The organism is Belliella kenyensis (assembly GCF_022549675.1).
GTDB classification, from domain to species: domain Bacteria; phylum Bacteroidota; class Bacteroidia; order Cytophagales; family Cyclobacteriaceae; genus Belliella; species Belliella kenyensis.
In genome coordinates this window covers 26,582-41,465 of the sequence record NZ_JAKZGR010000005.1, presented here as the reverse complement: position 1 = coordinate 41,465, position 14,884 = coordinate 26,582, and the positions used below count along the sequence as shown (strand labels likewise).

Sequence of the window (14,884 nt, the reverse complement as noted above, 5' to 3'; positions counted from 1 at the left end):
ACAGTAACAATGAAAAACAATAATTACCTTAAAATCAATGTGATACTTGCGGCATTCGGGATGATGATTGCTTCATGCACAGATAATGAAAATCCGACAGTAGAGACCCCACCAGTAGAAGAGGCATACATAGAGCTCAATGGTGGAGGCACTACCTTTCCAAATATGGTATTTGTAGATCTTAGTGCAGAAGAGCAAGTTGCTGTAAGGAGAGATTCATGGGATTTTGCTTTTAGCAATGGTTCGGCATTCCAAGTATTGATCAATGGTACTACAGGTGCAATGGCTTATGAGACTGCCTACACCGTATTTTCTGAAGTAGATGAAGCTTATGTGAACAATCTTAAATCTAGCGGAAGTCTAGATCTAAGTTTCAACAATTTGAGTGGTATCCTTCGGGTCGACAATCCTTCAAATCCACTAAATAATGGATCTGTATTCGGAAACTTAGCTAATAACGAACAAGAGGCTAAGGTTTTTATCGTAAACAGAGGTGAAAGTGGAGCAGATACCAGAGAGTGGATAAAAGTGAAAATTTATGTCTCGAATAATAAATACATCATCGAATATGCTCCATCTAATTCAAATGAAGTAACCAAAGTGGAGGTCAGCAAAAATGAATCGCATAATTTCATCTATTTTTCAATTGATAATGGGATTGTGGAAGTAGAGCCGGTGAAAGAAAAGTGGGATTTTGTCTGGACTGCAGGAACATCATCTACCCCGTATGCACAGGCTACTGATGGCACACTTGCTTACTTTTTTCAAGATTTGGTTTACCATAATATATACGGAGGTGTTGGAGCCAAGGAAATGCTGGAATCTGACCTGCCTTATGAAGGTTTTGATATTCAAGACCTTCAGGGTCTAAATTTTAATGTAGATAATCGCTTAACGATTGGCTCAAACTGGAGATCTGGAGGAGGACCAACTTCCTCGCCTAGTGCAAGAGGAGACAGGTATTATATTATCAAAGATAAAGCAGGCAATCATTATAAGTTGAGATTCCTCTCCTTGACTACTGGCGGAGAGCGAGGAAGACCAAGTTTGGAATACGCTTTGATCAAGTGACATTAATGTATGGTTTATTGATTTAGAAAAGAGGAACCTTGATGGGTTCCTTTTTTCTTTTTCAAGGAATTTTTGTTTGATTCCAGAGGTTTGCCTTTGATTAGAATAAAGACTGTTTAAACTCAAAATTATTCATGAGCAGTACACAATTAGCCGGGTAGTTTAGTAATTTAGCCACATGGAGTACAACTGGAAGATAAGAGATAAAGCAGCGGAGGAAAATGTAACTTCCTTGAGTAGGGATATCAACGTGAATAATACCCTCGCCAATATGTTGGTCAACAGGGGGGTAGATACATTTCAAAAAGCGAAAGACTACTTCAGACCAGACCTAGATAAGCTACATGATCCATTCTTGATGAAGGACATGGACAAGGCAATCCGTCGACTCGAAGAGGCGATTGCTCGTGAAGAAAAAATTCTTATCTATGGAGATTATGACGTTGATGGGACTACATCTGTCGCATTGGTGTATGGATACTTGAGTCAATTTTACAAGAACTTAGAATTCTATATTCCAGATAGGTATAAAGAAGGATACGGCATCTCTGATCGAGGCGTTCGTTATGCGGCAGAGAATAATTTCAAGTTGATCATTTCTCTGGACTGTGGTATTAAGGCAATAGAAAAGGTCAGTTTGGCTAACATGCTTGGTGTAGACTTTATCATTTGTGATCACCATACTCCTGGAGATGAGTTGCCTGCAGCGGTTGCGATTTTGGATCCAAAGAGAAAGGATTGTGAATACCCATACAAGGAGCTGAGTGGATGTGGAGTTGGCTTCAAGCTGATGCAAGCATTTGCGCAGCATACAGAAAGGGATGCTACGATTGTGATGTCTTACTTGGATCTTTTGGCAATCAGTATAGCCGCAGATATAGTTCCTATCACTGGTGAAAATAGGATTTTGGCATATTACGGGATCGAAAGGCTCAATAATAACCCAAGACCAGGGATCAAAGCCTTGATATTGAAGAGCAAGATTGAGAAGGAAATTGAGATTTCAGATATAGTTTTCAAAATAGGACCTAGGATCAATGCCTCGGGGAGGCTTGAGCATGCCAAAGCATCTGTGGAGTTATTGATAGCCAAGGATTTGGATGATGCGCTTAGACAAGCGGAAGCCGTAGATACAGTGAATGCTGCTCGGAAAAATTTCGATGAGAATATCACCAAAGAAGCCTTGATGATGATCGAAGAAAAGAATGCAGTAAGAGAAATGCGCTCTACAGTTCTTTTCAAAGAGGATTGGCACAAAGGAGTGATAGGTATTGTGGCGTCTCGCTGTATTGAGAAATTCTACAGACCGACCATTATTCTTACAGAATCCAACAACAAGGCCACTGGGTCAGCGAGATCAGTGTACGATTTTGATATTTATGAAGCTATCAGTGAGTGCAGTGATTTGTTAGAGCAATTTGGGGGGCACAAGTACGCAGCGGGACTGACGATGGCGGTAGATAAGGTTGTTGCCTTTCAGGAAAAATTCGAAGCAGTGGTGAGTTCTAGAATCCAAGATGTGCATATGATGCCGGTGCTGGAGGTAGATGATGAGATTCTTTTGGATCAGATTAATTATAAGTTTTACAATATCTTAAAACAAATGGCTCCTTTTGGTCCTGGTAATCCAGAGCCGATTTTCTACGCCAATCAAGTATATGCAGAAGATGTAAGAATATTAAAGGAAAAACATCTTCGTTTTAATGTCGTTCAGGATGGACAGGTTACTCGTCCAGTTTGTATTGCTTTTGGTATGGCAGACCGTACCAAGTATGAAGATGAGATAGTTTACAAAATGCTCAAGAGAAAAATGCGTTTTGATTTGGCTTTTGAAATTCGAGAAAATACATTTAGAAACAATAGTAGCTTGCAACTTTACGTCAAAGACATCAAATTCGACTGATATGAAAGTACTCAAAGCTGACAACCTAGTCAAAATATACAAAGGTAGAAGGGTGGTCAACAACATCTCTGTGGAAGTAAAACAAGGTGAAATCGTAGGACTTTTGGGTCCAAATGGAGCTGGTAAAACGACCTCATTTTATATGATCGTGGGATTGATACAGCCAAATGAAGGGCAGATACACCTAGATGAACAAAACATCACAACACTGCCCATGTACAAGAGGGCGCAGCTTGGCATTGGCTACCTGGCACAGGAAGCAAGTGTTTTCAGAAAACTTTCAGTGGAGGAGAATATCATGGCAGTTTTGGAAATGAAAAAAATGACCAAAGCAGAAAGAAAAGATAAAGTAGAGAGTCTTTTGGAAGAATTTTCCCTGACTCATGTGCGTAAGAATCTCGGGATGGTATTGTCAGGAGGTGAGCGGAGGAGAACGGAGATTGCCAGGGCTTTGGCCGTAGACCCAAAATTTGTCCTATTGGATGAGCCATTTGCAGGGGTCGATCCCATTGCAGTAGAAGAAATTCAGACAATTGTAGCTAAGCTCAAAAACAAAAATATCGGCATCCTAATCACTGACCACAATGTGAACGAAACGCTTTCTATCACAGATAGAGCTTATTTGATGTTTGAGGGAAAATTGCTCAAAGCAGGTACAGCAGAAGATCTTGCCGCAGATGAGCAAGTAAGAAGAGTTTATTTAGGTCAACATTTTGAACTCAAACGTAAAGTCTTTAACTGATGGAAGTAGTCAATACTTTTATGACCTGGATTTTTAAAAACCGAATAGGTCAAATCAATAGTTTCATAGAAAATCCCATAGCTGTTCAAGAGGAGATACTTTTTGAATTGGTAGATGAGGCCAAAAGAACTGAGTTTGGAAAGAAGTATGGATTTTCAGATATGAAGACTTATGCTGATTTTGCCGCCAAGGTTCCGATTCATGATTATGAACAGATGAAGCCTTACATCGAAAAGACCATGAAAGGGCATCAAAATGTAATTTGGCCTACTGAAATCGAGTGGTTTTCTAAATCTTCAGGTACCACTTCTAGCAGAAGTAAATACATTCCTGTATCTCAAGAAGCCTTGGAAGAGTGCCATTTCAAAGGTGGAAAAGATATGCTTTCTATGTATGTAAACAATTACCCTGATAGCAAATTATTCTCTGGAAAAGCCCTTACAATCGGGGGAAGCTTGTCAGATAATCCACTTTCTAGCGAATCAAGCAGCAAGGTAGGCGATGTATCTGCCGTGATCACGCACAACTTACCGATTTGGGTTCAAATGGCAAGGACGCCTAGTCTGGAGACGGCACTCATGAATGAGTGGGAGGCAAAGATAGAGAGAATGGCCAGGGAGGTGATGGATGAGAATGTCACAAGTATTTCTGGAGTACCCACATGGACCATTGTATTGCTGCAGAGGATCTTAGAATTGAAAAACGCTAGGAATATTCTTGAAGTTTGGCCTAATCTCGAAGTGTTTTTTCATGGGGCTGTTGCATTCGGACCATACAGGGGCTTGTTCAAAGAACTGATTCCGTCAGAAAAGATGCGCTATATGGAGACATATAATGCCTCTGAAGGCTTTTTTGGAATTCAGGATCAAAAGGATTCTGATGAGTTACTATTGATGCTGGATTACGGGATCTTTTATGAGTTTATCCCTATGGACGATTGGGACAATGAGCATCCAAAAGTTGTCCCTTTGACTGAAGTTGAGTTGGGTAAAAATTATGCAATTCTGATCACAACCAATGCGGGACTTTGGAGATATAAGATAGGCGATACAGTCAAATTCACGAACCTTCACCCTTATAGAATCAAGATTTCAGGAAGGACAAAGCACTTTATCAATGCTTTCGGAGAAGAAGTGATCGTAGAAAATGCAGAAGCCGCCATACAGGTAGCAGCAGAAGCTACGTATGCTACGATCACCAATTTTACAGCTGCGCCAGTCTACTTCGGAGATTCCAAATCCAAGGGGGCTCATGAATGGATTATTGAATTCAAAAAGCTTCCAAATGATAGAGAAAAGTTCATCGCTTTGCTAGATGAAGAGCTTAGAAAGGTCAATTCTGATTATGATGCTAAAAGATACAAGGACTTGGCCCTTACTGCACCAAGAGTCCATGTCGTAAATGAAGGTGTTTTTGAAACATGGATGAGATCTAGAGGAAAGCTTGGTGGGCAAAACAAAGTTCCTCGGCTTTCTAATACCAGAGAGTATATCGATGAAATCCTAGAAATCATCAAGCCAGCACAAGCATCATAGGTCCCTTGGCTTCACCTTCGATGCAATGACTGCAGGTCTGTAAGAAGCAATGAAGGTAATCGAAATCACTGCTATGCTTGTCCATAAAAAGTCCGTCCAGATCATTTTCACAGGATAGCTATCTATTACCGATGAGCTGATTCCTAGTGTGACGAGACCATAGCTGTCTTGAACCCAGCACACAAAAAAACCTAAAAATAGGCCTATTGCAGCTCCCGAAAAAGCGATGATAGCCCCTTGCTTGATATATATCTGCCTGATCAGTTTCTCTGTCGCACCCATGGCAAAAAGCACAGCAGTATCTTTTTTCTTTTCTATGGCCATCATGGATAGAGAAAAGAAAATATTGAATGAAGCTACGGCTAGTATAAAGGTCAATGTTATGAAGACGAATAGCTTTTCGATCTTGATCGTGCGCAATAATCCTGCATGTTGTTCATCCGTATCTTTTACAGTGAAGTCATCTCCGAGTAGTGATTTCAATTGTTTTTTGACTGATGAAATACTAGTCCCCTTGGATACTTTGACTTCGAGAGAAGTTCTTTTATCTCCATAATTTAGGAGACTTTGTACAAAAGAAAGTGGCGCAATGATATAGTTATCATCAAATTCTTTTTCTATGCTGAAAAAAGCAGCAGGCTTGATTACTTGTCTTGCATACAACTGCCTAGGATCCAGAGTCCCAGCATTTCGTGGAGCTTTTGGGTAGAAAACCTGTAATAGCTCATAGTCATTGTCAAGGTCTATAGACAAGTAAAAACCAACACCCCTACCAATGATGGCTTTAGGCTGTTCTTCGCTGCCTAATTCCAAATTACCCCATAAATATCCTTTCTCAAACCTACCCTGATCGAGATAATTATCACTTACACCTTTGATACGAGCCAAGTGTTGGTAATCGTCGTATTTGAAGAGGGCGTTGTCCTCTATGACTTCCGTAAGGATTTCTATGCCTTTTATGGCTTTTATTTGATTCAAATAGCCTTCATCTACAGTGAATGATTTTCCTTCATTTGCCTCTATTTTGAGTTCCGCATCAAAGGATGCATACAATCCTCTCACCAATTCTTCTAATCCATTGAACACAGATAGTACAATGACCAAAGCCATTGTACCCACTGCCACTCCTATCATAGAGATTCGGGACAAGATGGTGATGAAGTTTCGCTTTTTCTTGCTGCGAAAATATCGGGATGCTATGAAGTAGGATAGATTCAAGGACTTTATCGATTAATCTTCCTCTTCTTCGTCCTCTTCTGTTGCTTCCGGAATGTCTAGCGAAGAGATTATTTTGTCCATATGCTGTGCATAGGAGGCTGATTCATCCATGAAAAATGCAAGCTCCGGAATGATTCTCACACTTTTGCCAATGCGAAGACCTAAATGCTTGCGTAATTCTTTTTTATTATCATTGATTTTTTCAAATAGCACCTCATTATTTGCCAAAAGGAAACTAAGGTTGATTTTGGCTACACTCAAATCAGGGCTCATCAAAACCCTTACTACCGTTACCATAGCATTCCCTACAAGGTGTCTAGCCTCTTTTTGGAATATTTCTCCTAGTTCTTTTTGAATCAGTTTCGAATATTTCTGTTGTCTTTTGCTTTCCATATGAATAATTGTTGGTACAAATTTAGTGATTTAAATGAGTTAGCTTTAATTTCGTGCGTTCCGATTCTCACACCTTATCAATTTATATCCTTTGTTACGTTTTTTTAAGATCAATGACCCCTTTAGATTATTAGGCATTTTGGTGCTTCTTTTGGTTTATAGTGGGATTTATTTCTTCGTTTTGGCTGCGCCAGTCACACAGCCTGAGCTGATATGGATGCTAGTGGGAGAGAGATTAGCAGATGGCTATCATATGTATACGGATGTGATTGATGACACAGGGCCTTTGTCTGTGGGTATATATTGGATGCTTCATGAAATTTTTGGGAGAAGTTTCTTAGTTTATAAGATTTTGGCTTTCTTGATTGCTATATTTCAAATAGTTTACATCAATTCGCTATTTATCAAATACAAGTCATTTGATGAGAATACTTACATTCCTGCGGCGGTGATGCTTGTATTGTTTCATCTATCTTTTGATATGCTGGTATTGTCTCCAGCATTGATGGGGGGTACCTTTTTGGTTTTGGCTCTTGGTCAGCTATTTGCCCAGACAGTCTTACAAAAGGAAGGCTCTGATTCTGTACTTTTGGCAGGTGTTTTCGGAGGAATAGCAGCATGTTTCCATTTCCCACTGGTCATATTTTTGCCCTTTATGGTAGTGTCAGGGATAGCGATCAGCGGCTTTACATTTAGACAGTTTTTGTTGTCGTTAGTTGGCTACTTTCTTCCTATTACACTTTGCGCATTGTATTATTTCTGGATAGATGCTCTTCCAGAGTTTATATTCGAGTACATCTTTGCTTCTAGAGTGGTAGATGTATATCCTCATGTCGGATTCTATAGCCTTTTAGGGATTTTTGCATTGCCGATTTTATTGGCAGTGCTTGGTTATTTTGTGGGGATATGGTTCAAAGTAATCACGGTAAATCAACAAAAGCAGAGACAGTTGATTTTTATATATGTAATTTTTGCGATTCTTTCGATTTTCATCACAAATAGAAGGACTCCTTATCAGTTTGTTATACTTATCCCAGGATTGACCTATCTTATCACTCAAATTTTTGTTTTTTTAACGCAACGTAAAGCTTTGCTAATATTTACAGTTATACTCTTCTTAGGTGTGCCCTTGTCTGGCTACTTATGGTTAGGCTTTTCTAAGATGTCAGGAGTCCTGAATCAATATGAGCTTAAGGTGGAGAAGCAGCATGCAATTTCTAAAGGTAAGCGTGTGCTTGTTCTTGGAAAAGATGTAGCATATTACTGGGAAGCCAAACTTGCCACACCTTATTTGAATTACAAATTGTCAGATAGAATTTTAAGGGATTTTGATGATTTGGCAGATATGGCAGAAGTCTATCAGCAGTTTCTTTCTGAGAGGCCAGAATTAGTCATTGATCAAGAAGGGACATTTCCTGAGCTTTTAGTGCGCATTCCTCAATTAGCTGAAATGTATCTTGCCAAAGGCAATGGTGTCTATGTCTTGAAAAAGTAATATTTTTAAATTCCTGCACTTTTATTGTTCTATTTGTAAAGACAGTCAGTGACTGTGCATTTTATACCATTTATACAGATTGATATACGTAATTTTGATTGAAATAAATGCCCTCAATTTTTTTTGCATAAATGGATCTGTGATGTCCTCCAAATTTTATTTTGAGCATGTTTTATTTTGCGCTTTAAAATCATGTTCAAAATTTAAAAAACTCATTTACAGAGTTTTATCCACAAAATCAAGATTTGACATTGTGGCATAAGTGACTGTGATATAGTTGATTATAATGTTACCACAATGTTGTGTGGATAAGTTTTTGAAAATGTGGATAAAAAAGTCTTGCATTTTCACAAGGTGGTTTGCTTTCATTTTGAGGCTGTTTGAGAATGGTTAGGAGTACTTTTATTGGTTGGTTATTTTTAGAAATTTCATGATGATCCAATTAGGATAAATAGAAAATTCTGTTTGTGTGGATTTGAGTAGGAGGAAAAAAAATACAGCTCTTTCTGGGATGCTTATCAAATTAAGGCTGTGTTTGATGTATATTAAAAAAGTACAATTAATGGTATTGTATGGGTTTGACTGGCTTAATTTCAAGGGAAAAAATGAAGCCTTAGAAAACCTTAATTTACAAGGTCCCTAAGGCTATAGTATTTTGGTTTTGTGAAATAAGTTTAGACGGCTTTGGCAGCGTCTAATTGATCTATTATATCCTCATAGTCTAGCTTGTCCCAATTTTGAGTGATAAGTGGATTCGCCATGACTTTGTCCATGATCTGCTCTTGCAGTTTGCCTTGTGCATATGCTTCAGCATAGGGCATTGTGCTGAATGTCACCATAGTGTAGAGCGGAATCCAGTCATTAGGGTACAATGCATGCAGCTTGGCCTCAATTTTTTTCCTAATTAAGAATTTTGGATCGGATACAGCATCTCTCATTTCTACAAAATTTTCCAATGCCAATTGACAGATAGCATCGGTATCAGGTTTTCTTTGTTTTTGGAATTTTGCAAAAACAAGCTCCCAAACATTGGTGCCGAGTTTGTCAATCAAGCTGTCTAATACGAAAACATCTTCGAAGCCACAGTTCATGCCTTGACCATAGAATGGAACCATTGCGTGAGAAGCATCTCCAATCAGCAACGATTTACCTTGTACCCAAGGGTAGCATTCTATGTTAATAAGTGCCGAGGTAGGATTAGCCAAAAACTCTTCGGTGAGATTTGGCATGAGTTGGTATGCATCATCAAAATAGGTCTTGAATATAGCGGCGACATCATCCTTGTCGTTGATTTTCTCAAAGCAGACTTTTGTGCCTTCGAATGGTAAGAACAAGGTGCATGTAAAAGACTTGTCTGGATTGGGTAAGGCAATGAGCATAAATTTCCCTCTTGGCCAGATATGAAGTGCGTTTGGATCTAAAGCAAATTCTCCATTGACTGTAGCAGGAATGGTTAGCTCCTTGTAGCCGTGGGTGATATATTCTTGTCTGTAATTGAATCTCACTTGCTTTTGCATTGCCATACGCAATGAGCTATAAGCACCATCAGCACCGATTATTACTTCCGAAGTTACATTTTTGATTCCGTTATTATGGAAGAAAGTCAATGTATTGCTTCTCAAGTCGACATCTTCGCATCGATGAGCAAAAGCCAAATTTACGCCAGCCTTTTCAGCTTCATCGATAAGAATTCTGTTGAATTTACCTCTAGAAATGGAGTAAATTGCTTGATTCTCTTTTCCATAGGGAATGAAAGATGTCTTCCCATGTTCATCATGTATCTTTCGTCCGTACATGGGTATGGCGAGAGGCATAATCTTCTCCTTGAGGCCGATTTTATCTAATGCTCTCCATCCCCTATCGCTCAAAGCCATGTTGATGGATCTTCCCTCTTCCTTGTATTCTTGCTGTCTATTGTCAGCTCTTTTTTCAAATATGGTAACATCCAGCCCTCTCTTTTTGAAATAGATACTCAAAAGAGAACCTATCAATCCAGCACCTAGGATGCTAATTTCATTTTTCTTCATGATGTGTAATTCAGGTATCACTTAGCTATAAGCGAATTTTTCAAGGGATAGTTTCAGAATTTCTGCAAACTTGTAGATATCCAAAAAACTGTTGTAAAATGGTGTTGGAGCAATTCTGATAACATTTGGATGCCTCCAGTCTCCTACTATGCCCTTTTGATACAGCTCATCAAATACAGCCTTACCGCCTTTATGAATCAGCAAAGATAATTGACAGCCTCTTTCTTTGGTGCTTTTTGGGGTAATTATTTCTATAATTCCCGAGTTACCAGACACTTCTTCTATCCAAAACTCCAAATATTGGGTTAAAATTTCGCTTTTTGATCTCAATCTTTCCATGCCTGCTTCTTCAAAGAGATCTAATGATGCTTGATGAGCTGCCAATGCCAGTACATTTGGATTGGCCAATTGCCAGCCGTCTGCCCCATACATGGGTTTGAAGCCTTTTTCCATTTTGAAACGTTCTTCTTCATCATGTCCCCACCAGCCTGCAAATCGTATCAAATCAGGTCTTTCAGCGTGTTTTTCATGTACAAATATCCCTGAAATATTTCCTGGTCCAGAGTTTAGATATTTGTAGCTGCACCAAGTAGCAAAATCCACTTCCCAATCATGAAGTGACAAATCAGCATTGCCGGCAGCATGAGCTAGGTCAAAACCTGCCAAAGCTCCTACTTCATGAGCAGTTTTGGTGATTGATGCCATATCGAAAAGTTGACCAGTGTAGTATTGTATTCCACTCATCATGACCAGTGCAAGATCATCACCGTGCTTTCTGATGGTATCTAATATGTCACTTGTTCTGAGCGTATGCTCCCCCTCTCTTGGTGACAGCTCGATGATCGTTTCATTAGGATCCAATCCTCGGAATTTAACTTGAGTTTCAAGCATGTACATGTCTGAAGGAAAAGCACCCGCTTCTGTGATAATTTTGTGTCTCTTATCTGTTGGCTGGTAGAAAGACACCATAAGGAAGTGAAGGTTTGAGCTTAAATTATTCATCGCTACGACTTCATGCTCTTGTGCTCCCACAATCTTTGCCAATGCTGGTTTGGACTTTTTTCGAACATGATACCATGCATCTTCGCCGTGAAAATGTCCATCTACAGCCATTTCACCCCAATTGCCCAATTCTCTTTCTATGTAACTTTGAGTACTTTTTGGCTGAAGACCCAGTGAATTGCCGCAGAAGTATGTAGCTTCTTTTCCATTTACTTTTGGAAAGATAAAGCGGTTTCTAAATGCCTTCAAAGGATCATTTTCATCCATCCTCTTTGCATATTCCAAACTATTTTCAAATCCTGTACTACCTGACTTCATGGAGATATTGAAAGTTTATTTTGAACTTAATATTGCAAACTACTTGCTACATAATAAGTTCATTTTCATCGAAATATTAATTAGTGATAAATTAGATTTGGATCATCCATTTCATCTATATGCGCCAAAGCGATATCCTTATTTAATCATCACAGTGCCGCAATTGCTGCATTTGGTGTGTTTTGGATTGGACCAGAAGCGATCCATGATAGGAGGGAGTTGATTGACGATATCTGTGATTTCGGCATATTCTTCATAGAGCTTGTGTCCACATTGTTCGCAATGCCAGATGAATCCATCTTTTTCGCCTGCTCTCCTATATCGCTCAAACACCAATCCAATTGTGTTGGCTGGTCTACGAGGACTGTGAGGGACTCTTGCAGGAAGAAGGAAAATCTCTCCTTCTTTGATGGAAACATCTACAGGCTTGTCATTTTCTATAATTTTCAAAGTGATATCACCTTCGATTTGATAAAAAAACTCCTCTCCTTCATTGTAGTGATAGTCTTTTCGAGAATTAGGACCTCCTACTACCATGACGATAAAATCATCATTTCCCTTATAAACCTGCTGGTTGCCAATAGGAGGTTTTAAAAGATGTCTATTTTCTTCAATCCATTTAGTAAAATTGATAGGTTTTGATATTGACATAGGTTTGATATTGAGGTTTTATATTATTTGAAATCAAAAGATGCCTAAAAGTATGAAAAAACTATCATTTTTAAGTTTCTTTGAATCTTCAAAGTACATGAACATATATGAAACTCCCAATCATCGATACGCATTGTGACCTACTTTCATACTTGGCTAAAGTTCCTAAAGCAAAGGCGGACAAGGTTGAAGACATAGCTTGCGCTACTCCTTTTTTGAAGGCGGGGAATGTCAAGCTTCAAGTTTTGGCTATTTTCACTGACGTAGTACCAGAAAGTATGGATTTTGCGGACAAGCAGGTGACGCAATTTGAAGGTTTGTTTCGAGATTTTTCTCAAGAGGTGACATATGCTGATAAAGCTCATTTGAATGTACTGAATGAGACGAGTAAAATAGGTTTCGTTGCTGCAATAGAAAGTGCTTCAGGCTTAGCAAATGAAACTGTTCCAATTCAAGTGGCTTTAGATAGGTTGGATCAGATTTTGACAAAGGTGGGTAGACTCGCTTACATTAGTCTCACGCATCATAAAGAAAACAGATTTGGGGGAGGTAATTATACCGAAGGTATAGGATTAAAACCAGATGGCAAAAGACTCCTAGACCATATGGCAGATAAGCAGATTGCTATTGATTTATCGCACACTTCAGATTTGCTAGCTGAAGGGATCCTCAATCACATAGATAAAAATGGACTAGAAATTCCAGTGATCGCAAGTCACTCAAACTTCAGAAGTATTTGGAATCATAAAAGGAATCTTACGGATGAGTTTGTCAAAGAAATCATTCATAGAAAAGGGATAATTGGTGTCAATTTCCTGAGGGCATTTTTGAATACAGAAGATCCTGAAGGTATCTATGAACACATACGCTATGCATTTGAGATCGGAGCAGAAGATCAAATATGTTTTGGGGCTGACTTTTTTTACACAGTCGGTTTTCCAGATTTAGGAAGATTTCCTTTCTATTTTCCAAATGTAGAAAATGCCAGTAAGTATCCCGAAATATTGGAAACGCTATCAGAAAAACTGAATCAGGATCAACTTAAGAAATTAGCTTTCAGGAATGCACAAGAATTTTTCTTGAGAACTTGGGAGTAAAAATAATTAACCCTAAAAAAAGACTAAAGGTCAACCAGTGAGCGTCAGCTTGCTTTTAGAAAAACGTTATGATGTAGTATTATTTAGTATTGTCCAAAAGCTGAAATTACAGTAACGATAACTTTTTTGCCATCAATGGAATAAACAAGACGATGTTCATGATTTATTCTTCTTGACCACAAACCAGAAAGGTTATTTCTCAATCTTTCTGGCTTTCCTGTGCCATTCTATGGATGTTCTTCTAGTTCGGCTATTAGTTTCTTAAGCTTCTTGAATAAGGACTGATTTCCTGATTTCAAAATCTTTTCAATATCCTTTATCGCTTCAGGACGGTAAACAATTATAAATTTCATACACTATCTAAAAATTTGCTTAATATTTCTTCTGGTAAAGGGGTCGACTTAACTTTTCCAGTTTCCATGTCCTTCTTTCTTCGAAGGATTTCCTTTACATTTTTTGGGTTATCAAAAAAAGGATCACCACTTGGTGAAGGGTTTTCATTTTAATGTATCAACAGTTCTAATAACTTCTTTCATCTAAATCAATGAAGGTTTTTATTCATTGAAGTTTCCAAATATTTATCTAGTAAATATATTTGAAGCATTAAAAAAAAATCACTCACCATAAATGGTGAAATTATTGCGACTTGTAAGATTGAATTTAAAAAAGTAAATACCAATTTTTATGGAATTTACTTTAAATGCAATAAGCACTATGCGAAGGTATTTAAGAACAATATTCTCATTCAGGAGATTTGCTTAACAAATAGTATAGAATTGACTAATAATACAAATTTATGTCTTCCCACCATTTTGTAAAAGAACAACAAGAGCCAGCATTATTGATTTTGAACACAATAGGCTTTGGATATGAGAGTATAGCGCCTCTTTTGGAATGGTCACCTACTGTATTGGTGGCGCAAGAGGAGGTTCATACAGTGATTTCTTGGGGGATCAAAATTGACTTGATCATAGCAGACATGGATTTCCAAAAGGAAAATTACAGCTTACTAGAGGAGCAGTATCCAGTGAAATTTTTGGGAGTCAGCGACGAGAATTTTCTTGATGAAGGATTACAATATTTGATAGCTACTAAACATGGGTCAGTCAATGTCATTGGGTTCAATCATCAGCAGGTTTTTGGTTTGGAAGCCATGCTCTCATTTCTTGATTTGGTGGTTTGGGACGCACCTATGCGCTATTTTCCTGTAAAGAATGGTGCGTTTAAAAAGTGGTTTGCGGGTGCAAGCTTGCAATTGCATGCCCCAGAAGGGACTTTTGTGGAGGTACAAGAGAACGAAGAAAACCAAATTTACGCTATTACCTACGCTACTTTTATCGAAGTGGGTGAAGGATTCGTTACTTTCAAATCTAACAAAGTATTTTGGATTGGAGATTTTGTGATGGACTATTAAGTATTTAGATATCAATAG

General features: G+C 38.4%; 13 protein-coding genes and 1 pseudogene. 7 read left to right on the top strand and 7 right to left on the bottom strand.

Annotation, left to right across the window (positions count from 1 at the left end; translation table 11 throughout):
• Positions 1-9: 9 nt before the first annotated feature.
• The 4 genes from MM214_RS06420 (at position 10) to MM214_RS06405 (ending at position 5,251) form a co-directional block, all read left to right on the top strand.
• Positions 10-1,071, top strand: coding sequence for an HmuY family protein (locus tag MM214_RS06420; RefSeq protein WP_241293402.1), 1,062 nt, complete (start codon positions 10-12; stop codon positions 1,069-1,071).
• Positions 1,072-1,249: 178 nt separating this feature from the next.
• On the top strand, positions 1,250-2,974 hold the full coding sequence (gene recJ / locus MM214_RS06415) for a single-stranded-DNA-specific exonuclease RecJ (RefSeq protein WP_241293400.1): 1,725 nt from the start codon (positions 1,250-1,252) through the stop codon (positions 2,972-2,974).
• Position 2,975: 1 nt separating this feature from the next.
• Positions 2,976-3,716, top strand: a complete 741-nt coding sequence (gene lptB / locus MM214_RS06410; protein WP_241293396.1) for an LPS export ABC transporter ATP-binding protein — start codon at positions 2,976-2,978, stop codon at positions 3,714-3,716.
• Positions 3,716-5,251 carry a GH3 auxin-responsive promoter family protein gene (locus tag MM214_RS06405; RefSeq protein WP_241293393.1) on the top strand — a complete coding sequence of 512 codons (1,536 nt, stop codon included), beginning with the start codon at positions 3,716-3,718 and terminating at the stop codon, positions 5,249-5,251. Before lptB ends, MM214_RS06405 begins: the two co-directional genes overlap by 1 nt.
• Here the strand turns inward: MM214_RS06405 and MM214_RS06400 are convergent.
• Together MM214_RS06400 and rbfA are read right to left on the bottom strand one after the other, a co-directional pair.
• Positions 5,246-6,469, bottom strand: coding sequence for an FtsX-like permease family protein (locus MM214_RS06400; RefSeq protein WP_241293390.1), 1,224 nt, complete (start codon positions 6,467-6,469; stop codon positions 5,246-5,248). The two genes, MM214_RS06405 and MM214_RS06400, sit on opposite strands and share 6 nt — an antisense overlap.
• Positions 6,470-6,481: 12 nt before the next feature.
• Positions 6,482-6,862, bottom strand: a complete 381-nt coding sequence (gene rbfA / locus MM214_RS06395) for a 30S ribosome-binding factor RbfA (RefSeq protein WP_241293387.1) — start codon at positions 6,860-6,862, stop codon at positions 6,482-6,484.
• 91 nt (positions 6,863-6,953) lie between these two features.
• On the opposite strand from rbfA, the gene MM214_RS06390 reads away from it, so the two are divergent.
• Positions 6,954-8,357: a hypothetical protein gene (locus tag MM214_RS06390; RefSeq protein WP_241293384.1), complete on the top strand. Its 1,404-nt coding sequence runs from the start codon at positions 6,954-6,956 to the stop codon at positions 8,355-8,357.
• A gap of 674 nt (positions 8,358-9,031) precedes the next feature.
• Here the strand turns inward: MM214_RS06390 and MM214_RS06385 are convergent.
• From MM214_RS06385 to MM214_RS06375, 3 genes are all read right to left on the bottom strand, one after another.
• Positions 9,032-10,384 carry an FAD-dependent oxidoreductase gene (locus MM214_RS06385; RefSeq protein ID WP_241293381.1) on the bottom strand — a complete coding sequence of 451 codons (1,353 nt, stop codon included), beginning with the start codon at positions 10,382-10,384 and terminating at the stop codon, positions 9,032-9,034.
• Between the two features lie 21 nt (positions 10,385-10,405).
• Positions 10,406-11,704 (bottom strand): kynureninase, encoded by a 1,299-nt coding sequence (gene kynU / locus MM214_RS06380; protein WP_241293379.1) that lies wholly within the window; start codon positions 11,702-11,704, stop codon positions 10,406-10,408.
• A gap of 138 nt (positions 11,705-11,842) precedes the next feature.
• Positions 11,843-12,355 carry a 3-hydroxyanthranilate 3,4-dioxygenase gene (locus tag MM214_RS06375; RefSeq protein WP_241293377.1) on the bottom strand — a complete coding sequence of 171 codons (513 nt, stop codon included), beginning with the start codon at positions 12,353-12,355 and terminating at the stop codon, positions 11,843-11,845.
• A 107-nt stretch (positions 12,356-12,462) separates the two neighbouring features.
• Between MM214_RS06375 and MM214_RS06370 the strand changes: the two genes are divergently transcribed.
• Positions 12,463-13,452, top strand: coding sequence for a dipeptidase (locus MM214_RS06370; RefSeq protein WP_241293375.1), 990 nt, complete (start codon positions 12,463-12,465; stop codon positions 13,450-13,452).
• A gap of 83 nt (positions 13,453-13,535) precedes the next feature.
• Here the strand turns inward: MM214_RS06370 and MM214_RS06365 are convergent.
• Together MM214_RS06365 and MM214_RS19015 are read right to left on the bottom strand one after the other, a co-directional pair.
• Positions 13,536-13,667, bottom strand: a pseudogene (locus MM214_RS06365) (type II toxin-antitoxin system YoeB family toxin); the annotation flags it as partial.
• A 12-nt stretch (positions 13,668-13,679) separates the two neighbouring features.
• Positions 13,680-13,805, bottom strand: a complete 126-nt coding sequence (locus tag MM214_RS19015) for a hypothetical protein (RefSeq protein ID WP_262916594.1) — start codon at positions 13,803-13,805, stop codon at positions 13,680-13,682.
• Between the two features lie 443 nt (positions 13,806-14,248).
• On the opposite strand from MM214_RS19015, the gene MM214_RS06360 reads away from it, so the two are divergent.
• Positions 14,249-14,866: a thiamine pyrophosphokinase gene (locus MM214_RS06360; RefSeq protein ID WP_241293373.1), complete on the top strand. Its 618-nt coding sequence runs from the start codon at positions 14,249-14,251 to the stop codon at positions 14,864-14,866.
• The last annotated feature ends 18 nt before the right edge of the window (positions 14,867-14,884 follow it).